The organism is Sphingobium sp. (assembly GCF_049304695.1).
In the GTDB taxonomy this organism is placed as follows: Bacteria; Pseudomonadota; Alphaproteobacteria; order Sphingomonadales; family Sphingomonadaceae; genus Sphingobium.
The window spans coordinates 1-17,140 of the sequence record NZ_JBAQOK010000072.1; the positions used below are offsets into that span (position 1 = coordinate 1).

Sequence of the window (17,140 nt, forward strand, 5' to 3'; positions counted from 1 at the left end):
CCACCGAAGCCACCACGGTCGCCGCCACCACCGCCGCCGAAGCCGCCGCGATCACCACCAAAGCCGCCGCCGCCGCCGAAGCGATCACCGCCGAAGCCACCACCGCCGCCAGCAAAACCGCCGCCGCCACCGCGACCGCCGCCCTGGTCATAAAAATTGTCGTCGCCGAAACCGTCGCGCTTGTCCTTGCCGCGCCCGCCGCGGCGACCTCTGTCAAAACTCATGCCCTGTTAGTCACTTTCGCTTCGCCCCAAGACCAAAATCGGACAAAACATGTCGGGCGAATGACATGCGCAATCCACCGCAAAGGCGGGTTTGGGAATCACTATATCAAATTTTCGGGGCAGAGCGAATGATTTTCGCCGCTATTTCAAATGAGGTTGGAACGACAGCCAGCGGGTGCGTCCACGCTCCCCCTGTCACGCACACCAAAGCGCCGATTGCGGGACGCCCGCTTTGCGCATAGGGGATGCATATGACCGTCCATTTCCATGAAGAAGATCTGCCCGCAGGCGTGCTTGCCCCCGGCCCGATCGCCGTCGATACCGAAACCATGGGGCTGATCACCCCACGCGACCGGTTGTGCGTCGTCCAGCTGAGCGATGGCAAGGGCGACGAGCATCTGGTGCGGTTCATGCCCGACAGCGATTATGCCGCGCCCAACCTGCGCGCCGTGCTGGCGGACCCGGAACGGCTGAAACTCTATCATTTCGGGCGTTTCGATATTGCCGCGATCCAGCATTATCTGGGCGTGGTCGCAGCCCCCGTCTATTGCACCAAGATCGCCTCGCGCCTCATCCGCACCTATACCGACCGTCATGGCCTGAAAGAACTGGTCCGCGAACTGCTGGGTCAGGACATCAGCAAGCAGCAGCAGAGCAGCGACTGGGGCAACCCGACCCTGTCCGACGCGCAAAAGGATTATGCCGCGTCGGACGTGCGCTTCCTCCATGCGCTGCGCGCCGAACTGGACAAGCGGCTGATCCGCGAAGGCCGCATGGAACTGGCGCAGGCCTGTTTCGATTTCCTGCCGCACCGCGCCGCGCTCGACCTGGCCGGATGGCCGGAAATCGACATCTTCGCGCATATGTAAGCGAAACGGAAAGTCCGCCCATGTCCGTTCAGGCCGATCAGCAACGCAATGTGCGCCGCCATTGGGCGCGCCCCGGCGGCAGCCACGACCGGCTGGTCCTGCGCCTGAAAAACTGGCTGCCGGTCGCGGTCGGCGTGTTCAGTGCGCTCCTCTTCACCGCGCCCTTCACTGGCGGCGATAAAGTCAGCTTCGTTCTGGATAAAAAGAAGGTGGACGTCGCCACCGAACGGATGCGCGTCACCGAAGCCCTCTATCGCGGGCAGGACAGCAAGGGGCAGCCCTTTTCCCTGCGCGCCGGGTCCGCGGTGCAGAAAAGCTCGCGCGAACCGATCGTCGATCTCAACAGCATGTCCGCCCGCATCCTGCTGACCGACGGTCCCGCCGTCCTCAATGCGGAAAAAGGGCGCTACGACATGGAATCGGAACGCATGGGTATCGAAGGTCCGGTCCAGTTCGAGGCAGCAGGCGGATACCGGCTGACCACGCGCGACGTCGGCATCGACCTCAAAACCCGCAGGATGCGCAGCGCCGGGCGCGTGGATGGGCGGATTCCCATCGGCACGTTCAGTGGCGACCATCTGGAGGCTGACCTGGCTACGCGCACGGTAACGCTCAATGGCCGGGCGAACTTGCGCATCGAACAAAATGGCCTCAAAGGGCGGAACTGATGAAAGCCTCTCTTATCCTGTTCGCGATCGGCTCCGCAGGCGCGGCCGGTATGATGGTCTTCGGCGCTGGCGCGCAGGTGATGCGCAACCATGACAGCAACGCACCCGTCAATTTCAACGCCGACCGGATCGAGGTGCAGGACCGCGCCGACCGTGTCGTCGTGTCCGGCAATGTCGTGGTGACGCAGGCGGGCATGACGCTCAACGCCGCGCGCATGACGGTCGCCTATCGCAAGCAGCCCAATGGCCAGACCAGTACCGGTCCCAGCGGCGTGGAGATCGACCGGATCGACGCGTCGGGCAGTGTCGTCGTGACCAAGCAGGACCAGACAGCGCGGGGCGATGTCGCCATCTACGACCTCAACAGCAAGCTGATTACCATGCTGGGCAACGTATCGCTGACGCAGGGCGCCAACAGGCTGAACGGCGGACGGCTGGTGATGGACCTCAACAGCGGCCGCTCGACCGTCGATGGCCGCTCCTCTGGCGGCGTACCGGGCGCAGCAACGGGTACGGGCGGACGCGTGTCAGGCACCTTCATCGTGCCGCAGCGGACCAACAATTAGAGTTTAGCACCCGTTATTGCGAATGAAACCAGGGCCTGACTACCCACCACCTCCGTTCGCTTCGAGCGAAGTCGAGAAGTGTATAGCGCTGGGCCTTGGTTTCTCGACTTCGCTCGAAACGAACGGAGGCGGGTAAAGCATTAAGCATCAAGCTGCCCCAGCCCCCTACCGCAAACTCAACATCAACCCCGCCAGCGCCGCACTCATCAGGTTAGCCAGGCTCCCCGCGACCAGCGCCTTCAACCCCAGCCGCGCGATCATGGGCCGCTGGTTGGGCGCCAGATTGCCGGTAACGGCCATCTGGATCGCGATCGAACTGAAATTGGCAAAACCGCACAGGGCAAAGGTCACGATGGCAATCGTCGTGGACGACAGACTGCCCTGCACCTGCCCCAGATTGATATAGGCCACGAACTCGTTCAGCACGACCTTCGTCCCGAACAGGCCGCCCGCCACCTGCGCCTCCGTCCACGGGATGTTCAGCAGATACATGACCGGCGAAAACACATAGCCCAGCAGCATCTGAAAGCTCAGGTTGGTGAGGCCGAACCACGCGCCGATCCCGCCCAATATGCCATTGGCCAACGCCACCAGCGCCACGAACGCCAGCACCATCGCACCCACCGCCACCGCCAGCTTGACGCCGGTCTGTGCGCCTTGCGCTGCCGCCATGATGAGGTTGGCGGGCCGTTCCTCGTCATGCGTCGCGACTGGCATCGGTTCGCCCGGCGTGCCTTCGGGCAACAGCGCGGCAGGGCCAACGCCGCTGATCCGTGTTTCGGGCAGGGTCAGGTCGGGATTATCGCCCAACGCCAGTTCACCCTGCACCGGCACGCGTGGGTCAGGCATCATGATCTTGGCCATCAGCAATCCGCCCGGCGCAGCCATGAAGCTGGCCGCCAGCAGATAATCGATGCGGATACCCATGGAGGCGTAGGCAGCCAATATGGTGCCAGCCACGCCCGCCATGCCGCTGGTCATCACGGTGAAGAGTTGCGCGGGCGTCAGGCCCGCCAGATAGGGGCGAATGACGAGCGGACTTTCGCTCTGCCCCACGAAGATATTGGCTGCCGCGCACAGGCTTTCGACCTTCGACACGCCCGTCACTGCCTCGATCGCGCCACCGACCCAGCGGACGATGAACTGCATGATCCCCAGATAATAAAGGATCGACACGAGGCTGGCGAAGAAGATGATGACCGGCAATGCCGCGATGGCAAAGCTCGCCCCGCCAATTTCCGGCCGGGCCAGCGGGCCGAAGATAAAGTCCGTCCCCGCCTGCGCATAACCCAGCAGATTCGCCACGCCGCGCGACATGCCCGCGATGATCGAACGCCCCGCCGGGACGTATAGCACCAGCAACGCGATCCCCGCCTGCAATATGAATGCCGCGCCGACCACGCGCGGCTTGATGGCGCGGCGATCAGACGACAGGGCGAAGGCGATGGCAAGGATCAATAATATGCCGGCAAGGCCGATGAGCAGGTGCATGAAACGCTTTCGCGGAAAGGGACTTATCGCGCGACTATATGGACGGGTCGCGATCATGGCCAGCAGGTTCGTGGGCGAGCGTGGCCGGGCTAAAAGTGTGATGGCGTTGAGCTAACTCCCCACCTCCGTTCGTTTCGAGCTTGTCGAGAAACCAAACGCAGCGCTATCCGCTTCTCGACACGCTCGAAGCGAACGGATCGACCCTAGCCCTCGCCCTTGCCCGCCTGCTTGGCCTTATGCGCCGCCAGCAGCGCATCGATCTCGACAATGCGCAACCGTTGCGGCGTATCCTTCGCCAGCCCTTTCAGGCGACATTCGGCCCACAGGGCGCGGCGTTCGGCGTTCAGCGCCTTGAAATACAGATCGGCCATGATTGGCTCCTACGTCTAAAACGGAAAAGGGCCGGCGCCTCGCGACACCGGCCCTTTGATTATCGTGCTACCTTAGAATCAGGCAGCCTTGGAACGGCTCATGCGCTTGCGCTCGTTCGGGTCCAGATACCGCTTGCGCAGACGAATGGTCTTGGGCGTGACTTCGACCAGTTCATCGTCGTCGATATAGGCGATGGCCTGTTCCAGCGTCAGCTTCCATGGCGGGGTCAGGCGAACGGCGTCATCCTTGCCGCTGGCGCGGAAGTTGGTCAGCGCCTTCGACTTCATCGGGTTCACTTCCAGATCGTCGGGCTTGGCATTTTCGCCGATAATCATGCCTTCATACAGCGCTTCGCCCACGCCGACCATCAGGATGCCGCGCTCTTCCAGCGGTCCCAGCGCGTAAGCGTTGGCTTCGCCCGCGCCGTTGGAGATCAGGACGCCATTCTTGCGGCCTTCGATTTTGCCCTTATGCGGACCGTACTTCTCGAACAGCCGGTTCATGATGCCCGTGCCGCGCGTGTCGGACAGGAACTCACCATGATAGCCGATCAGGCCGCGCGAGGGGGCGGAGAAGGTGATGCGCGTCTTGCCACCGCCCGAAGGACGCATGTCGGTCATTTCCGCTTTGCGCAGGTTCATCTTTTCCACGACCGTGCCGGAAAATTCATCATCGACGTCGATCATGACGACTTCATATGGCTCGGTCTTGCCATTTTCGTCTTCACCAAACAGCACGCGCGGGCGGCTGATCGACAGTTCGAACCCTTCGCGGCGCATCGTTTCGATGAGCACGCCCAGCTGCAATTCGCCGCGCCCTGCCACTTCGAAGCTGTCCTTGTCGGCGCTCTCGGTCACTTTGACGGCGACGTTGGATTCGGCTTCGCGCGCCAGACGGTCGCGGATCATGCGGCTCGTCACCTTGGTGCCTTCGCGGCCCGCCATCGGCGAATCGTTCACGGCAAAGCGCATCGACAGCGTTGGCGGATCAATCGGCTGCGCCTGAATCGGCACGGTGACCGACGTGTCGCAGATGGTGTTGGCCACGGTCGCGACGGCCAGACCGGCCAGCGAAATGATGTCGCCCGCCTTGGCTTCATCCACTGGCACGCGATCGAGGCCGTGGAAGGCCATGATCTTCGACGCACGGCCGGTTTCGATCACCTTGCCGTCCATGTCGAGCGCGTGGATCGCCTGATTCACCTTCACCGAACCGCTGGTCACGCGGCCAGTCAGGATGCGGCCGAGAAAATTGTCGCGGTCAAGCAACGTCACCAGGAAGGTGAAGGGCACGCCATCGACTTCCACGGCGGGTGCAGGCACATGATCGACGATCTTCTGGAACAGCGGGATCAGCGTGCCCGACCGCAGCGTGGGATCTTCATTGGCGTAGCCGTTACGGCCCGACGCATAGAGAACGGGGAAGTCGAGCTGCTCGTCGGTCGCGTCGAGCGACACGAACAGGTCGAACACTTCGTCCAGCACTTCCTGGATACGCTCGTCGGGGCGATCGACCTTGTTGACGACGACGATGGGCTTCAGGCCCAGCGCCAGCGCCTTGCCGGTCACGAACTTCGTCTGCGGCATCGCGCCTTCGGACGAATCGACCAGCAGGACGACACCATCGACCATCGACAGGATGCGTTCGACTTCACCGCCGAAATCGGCGTGTCCGGGCGTATCGACGATGTTGATGCGCACGGGCTCGCCACCTTCGGGGGTCCATTCGACCGAGGTGGGCTTCGCCAGGATGGTGATGCCCCGTTCCTTTTCCAGGTCGTTGCTGTCCATCGCGCGCTCTTCGACGCGCTGGTTGTCGCGGAACGTGCCGGACTGGCGGAAAAGCTGATCGACAAGGGTGGTCTTGCCGTGATCGACGTGCGCGATGATCGCGATATTACGCAGGGACATATTTTGCCTTCGGGATATGGTTTCCCCTGGCAGACACTAAGGCCGCGCAGAGGCTTCGGGCGCGCCCCTACAGGAAATGACGCGATGCGGCAAGGGCGGCGCGCCCCTGATCGGACGCTTGATCGGTCGCCCGACTGCTTTATGGGCGTAAAACAGGTTCGAATAAAGGAAATACCCATGCGGCTGCCCGCCCTTCTCACCTTCACTGCGCTCCTTGCCCTGTCCGCCCCTGCGCTGGCGCAGAAAGACGCGCCCGACGCGGCCAGGTCCCATGCCGAAAAAGTGGCTGAGGATGTCGCGGCCAACTGGGCCAGCGCCCCGGTCGAGGAAGTCGTGAAAAGCGGCAAAGGCACCGCCCGCGTCGATGGCCGGGCGATCGCCTACACCCAGAGCGCCGGCACGCTGACCATCCGCGATGAAAAAGGCAAGCCCGTCGCCAGCATGTTCTACACCGCCTATACCGCAGCGGGTAAGAACCGCCCGCTCACCTTCTTCTATAATGGCGGCCCCGGTTCCTCATCGCTGTGGCTGCGCATGGGCAGCTTCGCGCCCGAACATGCCCGCACCGGCGATCCACAAGCGGTCAGGCCCGCCCCCTTCGATGTCGGCCCTAATCCCGACAGCCTGATCGGCAGCACCGACATGGTGTTCCTCGACGCGATCGGCGCGGGCTATTCGCGGCCCTTGGGCGATGCCAAGCCCGCCGATTTCTACGGCGTGGATCAGGATGTCGACGCCTTTGCCAAGGCGATCATGCGCTACACGACCAAGTTCGGCCGCTGGGCATCGCCCAAATATATCTTCGGCGAAAGCTATGGCACCACCCGGTCAGGCGCACTCGCCTATCAGTTGGAGGACCGCGGACTGGCGCTCAACGGCGTCGTCCTTCTGTCTTCCATCATGAACTATGGCGTGCGCCAGTCGGGCTTCGACACCATCCATATCGGCTATATCCCCAGCTATGCGGCGACCGCCTGGTATCATAACCGCGTGCCCAACCGCCCCGCCACCTTGGAGGAATTTGTCGAGGAAGCGCGCATTTTCGCCAACGGACCCTACGCCACCGCGCTGCTCAAAGGACAGGACATCAGCCCGCAGGAAATGGACTCCATCGCCACCCAGATGAGCCGTTTCACCGGACTGTCGGTCGATTATATCAAGCGCGCGAACCTGCGCGTCAGCCTGTCGCGCTTCCGCAAGGAAATCCTGCGCGACAGCCGTGAAACGGTGGGCCGCTTCGACAGCCGCTACAAGGGCATCGACGATGACGCAGCGGGCGAAACGCCAGACTATGACGCATCCAGCACCGGCATCACCGGCCTCTATGTCGGTAGCTTCCTGGATCAGGTCACGCGCCAGATGGGCTATGAAACCGACCTGTCCTACCGCCTCAGCGCACGCGAAGGCGGCGATTTCAAATGGGACTGGACCCATGAAGCCCCATCGGGCGGGAAGCAGAATGTCGCCGACGTGACCGCAGACCTCAGCGCCGCGATGCGGACCAACCCGCATCTGCGCGTCCTGTCGCTCAACGGCTATTATGACATGGCGACGCCCTTCTTCTCCACCGAGCGCGATCTCAAGCACATGATGCTGGAACCGGCGCTGCGCCAGAACCTGCAATTCCATTATTATCCCGCCGGGCACATGGTCTATCTGAACCCGGTGGCGCTGCACCAGATGCGCCTCGACATGGAACGCTATTATGCGGAGGGCGCGCGCTAAACCCCGTCCGTCATCCCCGCGAAGGCGGGAACCCATCTCCCAACCTGGCATCCAGCATCAAGGTTGGGAGATGGTCACAAACGCTCAATGGTCACTCGCCGCAAAAGCCCCAATCCCCGTTTCCGCCCGCACCCGCTGCGCCGGATAACCCGCCTTATCGACCGCCGCGCGCGGTGAGCGATCCAGCCGCGAAATCAGCCAGATCGCGATGAAGCCAGCCGGGACCGAGAAGATCGCCGCCGAACTATAGGGGAAGGGCGCGACGCCAAAGCCGAATGTGCTGGTCCACACCGCTGGCGACAGCAGCGTCAGCACAAATGCGGTCAGCAAACCGATCCCCCCGCCCCATGCCGCGCCCTTCGTCGTGCAACCACTCCACAGCAACGACAGGATCAACACCGGGAAATTGCCCGACGCCGCCAGCGCAAAGGCGAGCGACACCATGAACGCCACATTCTGCTTTTCAAAGACCAGCCCCAGCAGCACCGCCAGCGCACCCAGCGCCAGCGTGGTCAGGCGCGATACCCGCAATTCGCTGGCCGAATCCGCCTCGCCCTTCTTGATGACGGTAGCATAGAGATCATGGCTGACCGCTGATGCCGCCGAAAGTGTCAGCCCCGCGACCACCGCCAATATGGTGGCGAAGGCGACGGCGGAAATGAACCCCAGAAAGGCGTTGCCGCCGATCGCATGGGCCAGATGGATCGCGGCCATGTTGCCGCCCCCGCGCAAAACCCCCTTCGCATCCAGATAGCTGGCGTCGGTCCCCACCAGCACGATCGCGCCAAAGCCAATGATGAACGTCAGGATATAGAAATAGCCGATCCAACCGGTCGCCCACAGCACCGACTTGCGTGCTTCCTTGGCATCGGGAACGGTGAAGAAGCGCATGAGGATATGCGGCAGCCCCGCCGTGCCGAGCATCAGCGCCAGCCCGAACGAAATCGCCGACACCGGGTCTTTGATGAAATTGCCCGGCGCCATGATCGACCGGCCCTGCGCCGCCGCATCGGTCGCATCCGCGCCACCCGCCAGCGCCGCCTGCGTCTTGACCTCCACCGCGCGCGCGAACAACGCTTCCAGTGAAAAGCCGGTCTGCGCCAGCACCATGACCGCCATGAAACTGGCCCCGCCCAACAGCAGCACCGCCTTGATGATCTGCACCCATGTCGTCGCGCGCATGCCGCCGAACAGGACGTAGAGCATCATCAGCCCGCCCACGATCACCACGGCGACGGCGTAGGGCAGGCCGAACAGCAATTTGATAAGCTGCCCCGCCCCGACCATTTGCGCGATCAGGTAGAAGGATACGACCAGCAGGGTCGATACCGCCGCAAAACTGCGCACTGCCGGCTGCGCAAAACGATAGGAGGCGACATCGGCAAAGGTGAAGCGCCCCAGATTGCGCAACCGTTCGGCCATCAGGAACAACAGGATCGGCCAGCCGACCAGAAAGCCGGTGGAGTAGATCAGCCCGTCATAGCCATCGTTGAAAATCTGCGCCGAAATGCCCAGAAACGACGCCGCCGACATATAATCGCCCGCCATCGCCAGCCCATTCTGGAACCCGGTAATGCCCCCGCCCGCCGTATAGAAATCCGACGCCGTGCGAGTCCGCGCCGCCGCTGCCTTCGTGATCCACAAAGTCATGCCGACAAAGGCAACGAACATGGCGATAGCGACCCAGTTGATCGGCTGCTGCTCCGCCTGCCCCTCCAGCGCAGCGGCGAAAGCACAGCCCGGAAACGACAGGGCGGCGATGGCCAGCAGGCCGCGCATCGTCCTCATGCGCCTTTCGCCTTCACACCATGGTCCCGCAAAATCGCGGCCATCTGCGCATCATGATGCCGGTTGGCGTGAAAGACATAAGCGCCGGTCAGCGCAATGGCGAAGAGGATCAGGCCCAGCCCAATCGGGATACCCAGCGAGGTCACGCCATCGCCGATCGGCATCCCCAGCAATGTCTTGTCGAACGCGATCAGCAGCAGATAGCCCACGAACGCCCCGACGATCGCCGCCGTCAGCCACCAGCCCAGCCGCATCCGCCGCGCCACCAGCGCGATATAACGCGGATCGGCCGCAACCGCGCGGATCACCGGATCATCATCGCCGTTCGCCATCCACCCGTCCCCTTATTTTCGCCATCGGCGGCTATGCCAGAGCGCGATGACTCCCATTCGGCACACCCCCATCCGTTCGTTTCGAGCGAAGTCGAGAAACGCCAGCATAGCGCTACGGCGTCTCGGCCTCGCTCGAAACGGACGGATCAGCCTAGAGGCATCATGCTTTGGGGCCAAGGGAGATGATTGCAATAGCGCGGCGGGACACCGTATAACGACGCACGCACTTGCAGGGCCACTGTTCTATCGACATATAACAGTGACGCCCGACACAGGCTTTTTCCGGAGATGACATGGCTTCGACCGCGCCCACCGACACGGCTACCGCCAACCCTTTCAACCTGACGCCGCCCGACCCGGTGCCGGTTGTCGCGCCTGACAGGGCGGCGGGTTTGGTGCCGATCGACGATGAAAAACGCAGCAAGCTGGACGAAAAGGTCGATGCCTTCGTTGACGATCTGGTGGCGCAGGACGCCAACAGCCCTGAATTTGGCCAGCGCGTCGATCAACTCACCAATATGGGCCGCAAGGAAATCGCGGAGGCGGCGGGCCACTCCAACCGCTTCCTCGACCGCCCCGTCCGCGCGATGGACAGCGATACGAAGGTCGGCGCGGACCTCGCCGAACTGCGCCGCACGGTGGAGGATCTCGATCCGGGCAAGCGCGGCAACCTGATGGCACCCAGGAAGCTGTTCGGCATCATCCCCTTCGGCAACAAGATGCGCGACTATTTCGACGGCTATAAAAGCGCGCAGGGCCATATCAATTCGATCCTGGGGTCGCTCGCCAGCGGCAAGGATGTCCTCATAAAGGACAATGCCGCCATCGATGTCGAACGGCAGAATATGTGGGCCACCATGGGCAAGCTGGAACAGATGGTCCATATCAGCAAGACCATGGACGCCCGGCTGGAAGCCAAGGCGCTGGAACTGGATTCGTCCGACCCGGCCAAGGCCAAGGCGATCCGCGAAAGCGCCCTCTTCTACATCCGCCAGCGCACGCAGGATCTGCTGACGCAACTGGCCGTCACGGTGCAGGGCTATCTGGCGCTCGATCTGGTCAAGAAGAATAATGTCGAACTGGTCAAGGGCGTGGACCGCGCCAGCACGACCACCGTCGCGGCGCTCCGCACGGCAGTGACGGTGGCGCAGGCGCTGGCCGGGCAGCGGCTGGTGCTCGAACAGATCAGCGCGCTCAACACCACGACCGCCAACATGATCGACCGGACCGGCGAACTGCTCAAGAGCCAGACTGCGCAGATCCACGAACAGGCCGCGTCCAGCACGATCCCGATCGAAACGCTGCAACGCGCCTTCCAGAATATCTACGACACGATGGACAATATCGACGCGTTCAAGATGAAGGCGCTGGAGAGCATGAAAACCACGGTCGGCACGCTGTCGAACGAAGTTGAAAAGTCCAAGGGCTATATCGCCCGCGCCCAGGGACAGGCGCAGGCAGCACAGGAAGCGCGGGTGGATAATCCATTATTGAGCGCGATCGAGGGCTAAGGATGACCCCCTCCCTCTTTTCCACAAATGCGCAAAATGTGTGGTCCTCATTCAGGGAATTGGGGTCGCCAGATGAGCCGATCTGATCGCACCCTAGCCGACGCCGAAGCCGTCCTGCGCCGCCACAGCGATCGCGGAAAAAGCCTCTCCACCCGCGCCCGTCAGCGCCGCAATGCCGGTGTGCTGCGCAAGGTCAAATATGCTTTCTGGGCGATACTGGCTGTCATATTAGGCAGCGCCGTGGCAGGCTTCATCCTGCCGCTCGGCACCACCGGCGTCATGATCGCACTGGGCATCATGATCGCCGCCCTGCTGCTCATCGCCCTGATCCCCACCGAAACCCGCGTCAGAACCGAAGCGCTCGCCTCCACCGAACTCACCGCCCTGCCGCTCCAGACCGAAATCTGGCTGGAAAACCAGCGCAAGGCTTTGCCTGCCCCCGCCATCACGCTGGTCGACAGCATCGGCGTCCGTCTGGAAACGCTCGGACCACAACTCGAACGCCTCAACCCGCAAGACCCCGCCGCGCAGGAAGTCCGCCGCCTGCTGTCGGACCATCTGCCCGAACTGGTGACCGGATACCAATCCATCCCCGAACCCATGCGACGCGAAGAACGCAATGGCCGCATCCCTGAGCGCCAACTGGTCGATGGACTATCCGTAATCGACGCGGAAATCGCCCGAATGAGCGAGAGTCTGGCCAGCGGCGACCTGGACAAGCTGGCGACGCAGAACCGTTTTCTCGAACTCAAATATCAGGAGGCGAAGGAACTGGGCCAATAGGTCCGTCTCTCCTTCTGCATGATCCATCTCACCCTCATCATCGTCGATTTCCTGACCGGCCTGCTGGCGGCTGGCGCCTGGGCGCTCGCCAGCGCCGGCGGCGCCATCGCAGCGGTCATCGGCGGCGGGGTGCTGGGTGTGTCGATGTTCCGCCGATGGCGACGCAAGGAATAACCTAAGGTCCTCCCTGTCGCGCAGCGATGGGGAGGTCGCAGGGCGCAGCCCTGACGGAGGGCCAAAAGCGTCGCTCCCTTACTCCGCTTTCATCGCACATGGCACAATACTGGCCGGATCAGGCCGCGCCGTGATCCGCCGAAACCGCACCAGATACCCCCCGGCCGTCGGCTTGGGGACCAATTCCTGCATCCGAAATCCCATTGCCGCCATTTCGCACATCAACAGGCGAGGCGGCGTGCCATGCTGGTCGGTCGGGCGATCTGCATCGACCACGATCAACTCGCCATCCTTCTTCAACGCCGGGCTGAGATGCCAGAGAAACGCATATGGCTCCGCGATCTCATGATACATATGGACCATCAATATGCGATCGAAGCTATTGGGCGGCAGGCGGGGATCTTCCGGGGCGCCCAGCTTCACGCTGACATTGTCCATCTTTTCCCGCGTGATCCGGTGCGACAGCGCCTCAATCACTTCGGGCGTGATGTCTTCGCCCAGCACGCGCCCTTCCGCGCCGACACGCTTGGCGAGGCGAACGGTATAATAGCCCTCCCCCGCGCCGATGTCCGCCACCGTCATGCCCGGACGGATGCCTGCCCGGTCCATAATGTCTTCGGCCTCATTGACCCGATCGCGCGCCTCTTCGCTCGACCAGCGGGTCGACACGATCGGCGCGACGGGACGGTCGGCTTGCGGAAATGGTCTGGCCGCAGCGGAACGCTGCGTCTGGTTGCCGCCGCCCAGTTGATCGCAGGCGGCCAGCAGGACGAGCGCACCCGCCAAAGCCACCCGGATCATCAGTCCACATCCTCCACGTCGACCGCCTCGCCCGTCACCTTCTGGCTGAGCGCCGCCGCCATGAACGGGTCGAGCGCACCATCGAGCACATCATCGGGCGCGGTGGAAGTGACGCCGGTGCGCAAATCCTTCACCAGCTGATAGGGTTGCAGGACGTAGGATCGGATCTGATGGCCCCAGCCGATTTCGGTCTTGGCCGCATATTCGCCCGCCGTCACCGCTTCGCGCTTGGCCAGTTCCGCTTCGTACAGACGGGCCTTGAGCATGTTCATCGCGGTGGCGCGGTTCTTGTGCTGCGACCGGTCATTCTGCGACGCGACGATGATGCCGGACGGAACGTGGGTGATGCGGACGGCGGAGTCGGTCGTGTTGACGTGCTGACCGCCCGCGCCCGACGCGCGATAGGTGTCGATCTTGAGGTCGGATTCCTTGACCTCGATGTCGATGTCGTCGTCGATCACCGGATAGACCCAGACGGACGAAAAGCTGGTGTGCCGCCGCGCCGCACTGTCATAGGGGCTGATGCGGACCAGCCGGTGGACGCCGCTTTCGGTCTTGGCATAGCCATAGGCGTTCTCGCCCTTGATCAGGAAAGTGGCGGACTTGATGCCCGCCTGATCCCCCGCCTGATAATCGACCAGTTCCACCTTATATCCGCGCCGTTCGGCCCAGCGGCGATACATGCGGCTGAGGATTTCGGCCCAGTCCTGGCTTTCGGTCCCGCCAGCGCCCGCATGGATTTCCAGATAGGTGTCGCTGGCATCGGCCTCACCCGACAACAACGCCTTGATCTTGTCCACGTCGGCCCGATCGGCCAGCGCCTTCAATGACGCAACGGCCTCGTTCACCATATCCTCGTCACCCTCGACCTCGGCCATCTCGATGAGTTCGGCCGTGTCCGACTTTTCGGTGGCGATGGCGCGGGTCGCGCCAATGGCGCTGTCCAGCCGCGTGCGTTCCCGCATGACCTCCTGCGCCAGCTTGGCATTGTCCCACAGGGTAGGATCCTCGACGCGGGCGTTCAGCTCGTCCAGCCGGCGCAGCGCGCGGTCCCAGTCGAGTGACTGGCGGAGCAGCGCCAGCGCGGCGTCGATACGATCGATATATTGCAGCGCTTCGGCGCGCATGAGGTGTCTCCAGACATTCGGCTGTTCCCGATCAGGCAGGAACGCATCAAGGCACTGCCCCTATCGGAGACAGAAGATTTTGCAAAGAATCATTCCTTCCCCATGTGGGAGGGGGGGACCGTTTGCGCAGCAAATGGTGGACGGGCGTTCCCCTATCATGAGGGGGTGGCACCCCTCGGTCCGCCTGCGACCAGCCACCTCTCCCACAAGGGGGAGGATGGGACATGTCACGCCCTCAATAGATGCCGCCCTGATCCTGAATGAAGTCCGCGTCGCTGCGCGCCCGCCCGCGCGCGCTGGCTCGTGCCGCTGCGACCTTGGCCTGCGCTTCCGCTTCATCCTTGCGGATGGTGCGCCGGGGTTCGGATTCGGGCTTGAACGCTTCCCAGATGACGGCCGCTTTTGGCTCGCTGGTGGGCCATGCGCCATAGACGCGCTTGCCCGACCGGCGATCGATCGGCACCATGCGGATACCCGCTGGCGCGACGAAGGGCGTCTTGGGCATCGTTTCCAAAATCGGCGCCATCGCGGCCTTCCAGATCGGCGCGGCGATGCGCCCGCCCTGCGCCCAGCCGCCCAGACTGCGCGGCTGGTCATAGCCAAGATACACGCCAGCGACCAGATCGGGCGAACCACCTACGAACCAGACGTTGGTCGGGCCGTTGGTCGTGCCGGTCTTGCCGAACAGCGGGCGCTTGAGGTCGGCCAGCACCGTGGCAGTGCCGCGCTGAATGACGCCTTCGGTGATGTGGACCACCTGATAGGCGGTCATCGGGTTCATGACCTGCTTCCCCTCCATGCCGAAGCGGGGCATGGGCTTGCCGTCCCAATTGGCCATGTTGCATCCGTCGCAGGGCCGCCAGCGTTCGGGCCAGATCACCTTGCCGCGCCGGTCCTGCACATAGTCCATGACCTTCGACGGGAATTGCCGCCCCTGATTGGCGAGCGTCGCATAGGCATTGACCATGCGCTCGACGGTCGTTTCACCCGCACCCAGCGCGAAGGAGAGATAAGGCTGATAATCGCCAATCCCCAGCGCCTTGATCGTCCGCACGACGCGTTCCATGCCGGTCTGGCTAGCGGCGCGCACCGTCATCAGGTTGCGCGATTGCTCTACGCCCCAGCGCATCGTCTGCGGCCCCGCGCTACCGCCGGAGAAGTTGCGGAAGCATTTCTGGCCCAGACTTGCGGTCTGATAGACGCACAAGGGACCATCCACGATGATCGAGGCAGGCGTCATGCCATTGTCGAGCGCGGCGGCATAAACGAAGGGCTTGATGGTCGAGCCGGGCTGCCGCAGCGCCTGCGTCGCGCGGTTGTAGGAGGACAGGCGCGAATCGAATCCGCCCTGCATTGCGCGGATGCGCCCCGAATGGACTTCCTCCACCACCATGCCACCCGACACCGACGGGATGCTGCGCAAAGCCCAGCCGTCCCCGTTGCGCGTGACGATGATGAGGTCGCCCGGCGTCATCGCGGAAAAGGCAGGACCGCCGGTCTTGCGATAGGGCGTCTGCGCGGCGCTGGCTGGCAGTGTGCCGGTAGTGCCATCGGAAAAGCCGATCTGCGCCTCGGACGACGTGCGGCTGATGACGACGGCAACGCGCCAGTCAGCATAATCGACGGAGATATAGCTGGCAGCCAGTTCGCGTTCCCAGCCATCGCCTGCCTTGATATGACCGACCGGACCGGACCAGCCACGGCCGGCGTCGAACCGCAACAGACCTGCGCGCAAGGCGTTTTGCGTGCTGTCCTGCACTATCGGATCATAGGGGCTGCGCACCCACAGTCCGCCTGCATAGACGCTGTTCGGACCATCGCTGGCCTTTTCGCCGAACAGGCCGATCAGGCGACGGCGCACTTCTTCCATATAATAGCCACCGGCGCGGGCGTCGAAATTCGATCCGTGGGCGGCAACGGTGCCAAGCGGCAGCGCCACGGCAGCGGCGCGCTGAGCGGACGTGATCCAGCCGTTCTTGAGCATTTCGCCCAAGGCCCAATTACGACGGTCGATCGCGCGCGCAAGGCCGGTCGGACTTTCCGGGCGATAGTTGGCCGGTCCCTTGGGCAGGATCGACAGATAGGCCATTTCGTGCAGCTTAAGATCTGCGACATCCTTGTCGAAATAGGCGCGCGCCGCTGCCTGCACCCCATAAGCATTCCGGCCCAGGAATATCTGGTTGAGATAGAGTTCGAGGATCTGCTGCTTGCTCAGCACATTTTCCATGCGCCAGGCCAGGATCATTTCCTTCACCTTGCGCGTGGGCGAATATTCGTCGCCGATGAGCAGGTTTTTGGCCACCTGCTGCGTGATGGTAGAACCGCCGCGCGCGCGCTGCCCCGACCCCAGTTTGCTGGCATAGTCCACGACCGCGCCTGCAAAGCCGGGGAAATCGACGCCATGATGATCAAAGAATGTCTTGTCCTCCGCCGCCAGATACGCGCGGATCAATAGCGTGGGATAATCGCTATATTGCAGCTGCACCCGGCGTTCGCGGGCATAGCTGTGTACGGGCTGGCCATTGATGTCGCGCACGATAGTGGGCAGCGGCGGCTCATATTCCAGCAGCGTCGCCGCATCAGGCAGGCCGCGTGCGAAGATCAGCCAGAAGGCGAGGCAGAAAAGCAGGAATCCGCTTAAGAGGATCGCGGCCCAGCGAAAAAGGCGGCGGCCCCATAAGGGGCGCAAGCGCCCCAGAGCCCCTCCGGCGTCGCGGCGCAGGCGATAGGCGAAGGACGATGCGGGCGGATTGGAACTGGCCTCTTCCATGACGCAGAGGCTCTAGGGTCAAAATCGGC

Annotated in this window: 15 protein-coding genes and 1 pseudogene; 7 read left to right on the plus strand and 9 right to left on the minus strand. The window is 63.1% G+C overall.

Features of this window, described 5'->3' with window-relative positions; translation table 11 throughout:
• Positions 1–224: pseudogene (locus WA070_RS11840) on the minus strand (cold-shock protein); the annotation flags it as partial.
• A gap of 251 nt (positions 225–475) precedes the next feature.
• On the opposite strand from WA070_RS11840, the gene WA070_RS11845 reads away from it, so the two are divergent.
• Genes WA070_RS11845 through WA070_RS11855 form a run of 3 tightly spaced genes read left to right on the plus strand, consistent with a single transcriptional unit; the run spans position 476 to position 2,327 of the window.
• Positions 476–1,093, plus strand: a complete 618-nt coding sequence (locus WA070_RS11845) for a ribonuclease D (RefSeq protein WP_422634134.1) — start codon at positions 476–478, stop codon at positions 1,091–1,093.
• Between the two features lie 20 nt (positions 1,094–1,113).
• The gene (gene lptC, locus WA070_RS11850) at positions 1,114–1,761 is read left to right on the plus strand and encodes an LPS export ABC transporter periplasmic protein LptC (RefSeq protein WP_422634135.1); all 648 of its coding nucleotides are present in this window, start codon (positions 1,114–1,116) and stop codon (positions 1,759–1,761) included.
• On the plus strand, positions 1,761–2,327 hold the full coding sequence (locus WA070_RS11855; protein WP_422634136.1) for an LptA/OstA family protein: 567 nt from the start codon (positions 1,761–1,763) through the stop codon (positions 2,325–2,327). The genes lptC and WA070_RS11855 overlap by 1 nt, the downstream gene beginning before the upstream one ends.
• A 165-nt stretch (positions 2,328–2,492) precedes the next feature.
• Here WA070_RS11855 and WA070_RS11860 read toward each other — a convergent pair whose 3' ends face one another.
• The 3 genes from WA070_RS11860 to typA all read right to left on the minus strand — a co-directional run bounded on the left by WA070_RS11860 (position 2,493) and on the right by typA (position 6,100).
• On the minus strand, positions 2,493–3,818 hold the full coding sequence (locus WA070_RS11860) for a NupC/NupG family nucleoside CNT transporter (RefSeq protein ID WP_422634137.1): 1,326 nt from the start codon (positions 3,816–3,818) through the stop codon (positions 2,493–2,495).
• A gap of 203 nt (positions 3,819–4,021) precedes the next feature.
• Positions 4,022–4,189, minus strand: coding sequence for a hypothetical protein (locus WA070_RS11865; protein WP_422634138.1), 168 nt, complete (start codon positions 4,187–4,189; stop codon positions 4,022–4,024).
• Between the two features lie 78 nt (positions 4,190–4,267).
• The gene (typA, locus tag WA070_RS11870) at positions 4,268–6,100 is read right to left on the minus strand and encodes a translational GTPase TypA (protein WP_422634139.1); all 1,833 of its coding nucleotides are present in this window, start codon (positions 6,098–6,100) and stop codon (positions 4,268–4,270) included.
• Positions 6,101–6,277: 177 nt separating this feature from the next.
• Here typA and WA070_RS11875 point away from each other — a divergent pair, with 177 nt between their 5' ends.
• Entirely contained in the window at positions 6,278–7,825 is a 1,548-nt protein-coding gene (locus WA070_RS11875) for a S10 family peptidase (protein WP_422634140.1), read from the plus strand.
• A gap of 84 nt (positions 7,826–7,909) precedes the next feature.
• Here the strand turns inward: WA070_RS11875 and WA070_RS11880 are convergent, their stop codons facing one another.
• Both WA070_RS11880 and WA070_RS11885 read right to left on the minus strand, forming a co-directional pair.
• The gene (locus tag WA070_RS11880; RefSeq protein ID WP_422634141.1) at positions 7,910–9,613 is read right to left on the minus strand and encodes a cation acetate symporter; all 1,704 of its coding nucleotides are present in this window, start codon (positions 9,611–9,613) and stop codon (positions 7,910–7,912) included.
• The gene (locus WA070_RS11885) at positions 9,610–9,945 is read right to left on the minus strand and encodes a DUF485 domain-containing protein (RefSeq protein ID WP_422634142.1); all 336 of its coding nucleotides are present in this window, start codon (positions 9,943–9,945) and stop codon (positions 9,610–9,612) included. The genes WA070_RS11880 and WA070_RS11885 overlap by 4 nt, the downstream gene beginning before the upstream one ends.
• Positions 9,946–10,238: 293 nt before the next feature.
• On the opposite strand from WA070_RS11885, the gene WA070_RS11890 reads away from it, so the two are divergent.
• From WA070_RS11890 to WA070_RS11900, 3 genes are all read left to right on the plus strand, one after another.
• Positions 10,239–11,456, plus strand: coding sequence for a toxic anion resistance protein (locus WA070_RS11890; protein ID WP_422634143.1), 1,218 nt, complete (start codon positions 10,239–10,241; stop codon positions 11,454–11,456).
• A gap of 72 nt (positions 11,457–11,528) precedes the next feature.
• A complete protein-coding gene (locus WA070_RS11895) occupies positions 11,529–12,239 on the plus strand; it encodes a hypothetical protein (protein WP_422634144.1) in 711 nt (236 codons plus the stop codon).
• Positions 12,240–12,257: 18 nt separating this feature from the next.
• On the plus strand, positions 12,258–12,413 hold the full coding sequence (locus WA070_RS11900; protein WP_422634145.1) for a hypothetical protein: 156 nt from the start codon (positions 12,258–12,260) through the stop codon (positions 12,411–12,413).
• 78 nt (positions 12,414–12,491) lie between these two features.
• Here the strand turns inward: WA070_RS11900 and WA070_RS11905 are convergent, their stop codons facing one another.
• From WA070_RS11905 to WA070_RS11915, 3 genes are all read right to left on the minus strand, one after another.
• A complete protein-coding gene (locus WA070_RS11905; RefSeq protein ID WP_422634146.1) occupies positions 12,492–13,214 on the minus strand; it encodes a class I SAM-dependent methyltransferase in 723 nt (240 codons plus the stop codon).
• On the minus strand, positions 13,214–14,341 hold the full coding sequence (gene prfB / locus WA070_RS11910) for a peptide chain release factor 2 (RefSeq protein WP_422634147.1): 1,128 nt from the start codon (positions 14,339–14,341) through the stop codon (positions 13,214–13,216). The genes WA070_RS11905 and prfB overlap by 1 nt, the downstream gene beginning before the upstream one ends.
• 235 nt (positions 14,342–14,576) lie before the next feature.
• Positions 14,577–17,111 (minus strand): penicillin-binding protein 1A, encoded by a 2,535-nt coding sequence (locus WA070_RS11915; RefSeq protein ID WP_422634148.1) that lies wholly within the window; start codon positions 17,109–17,111, stop codon positions 14,577–14,579.
• Positions 17,112–17,140 lie beyond the last annotated feature (29 nt).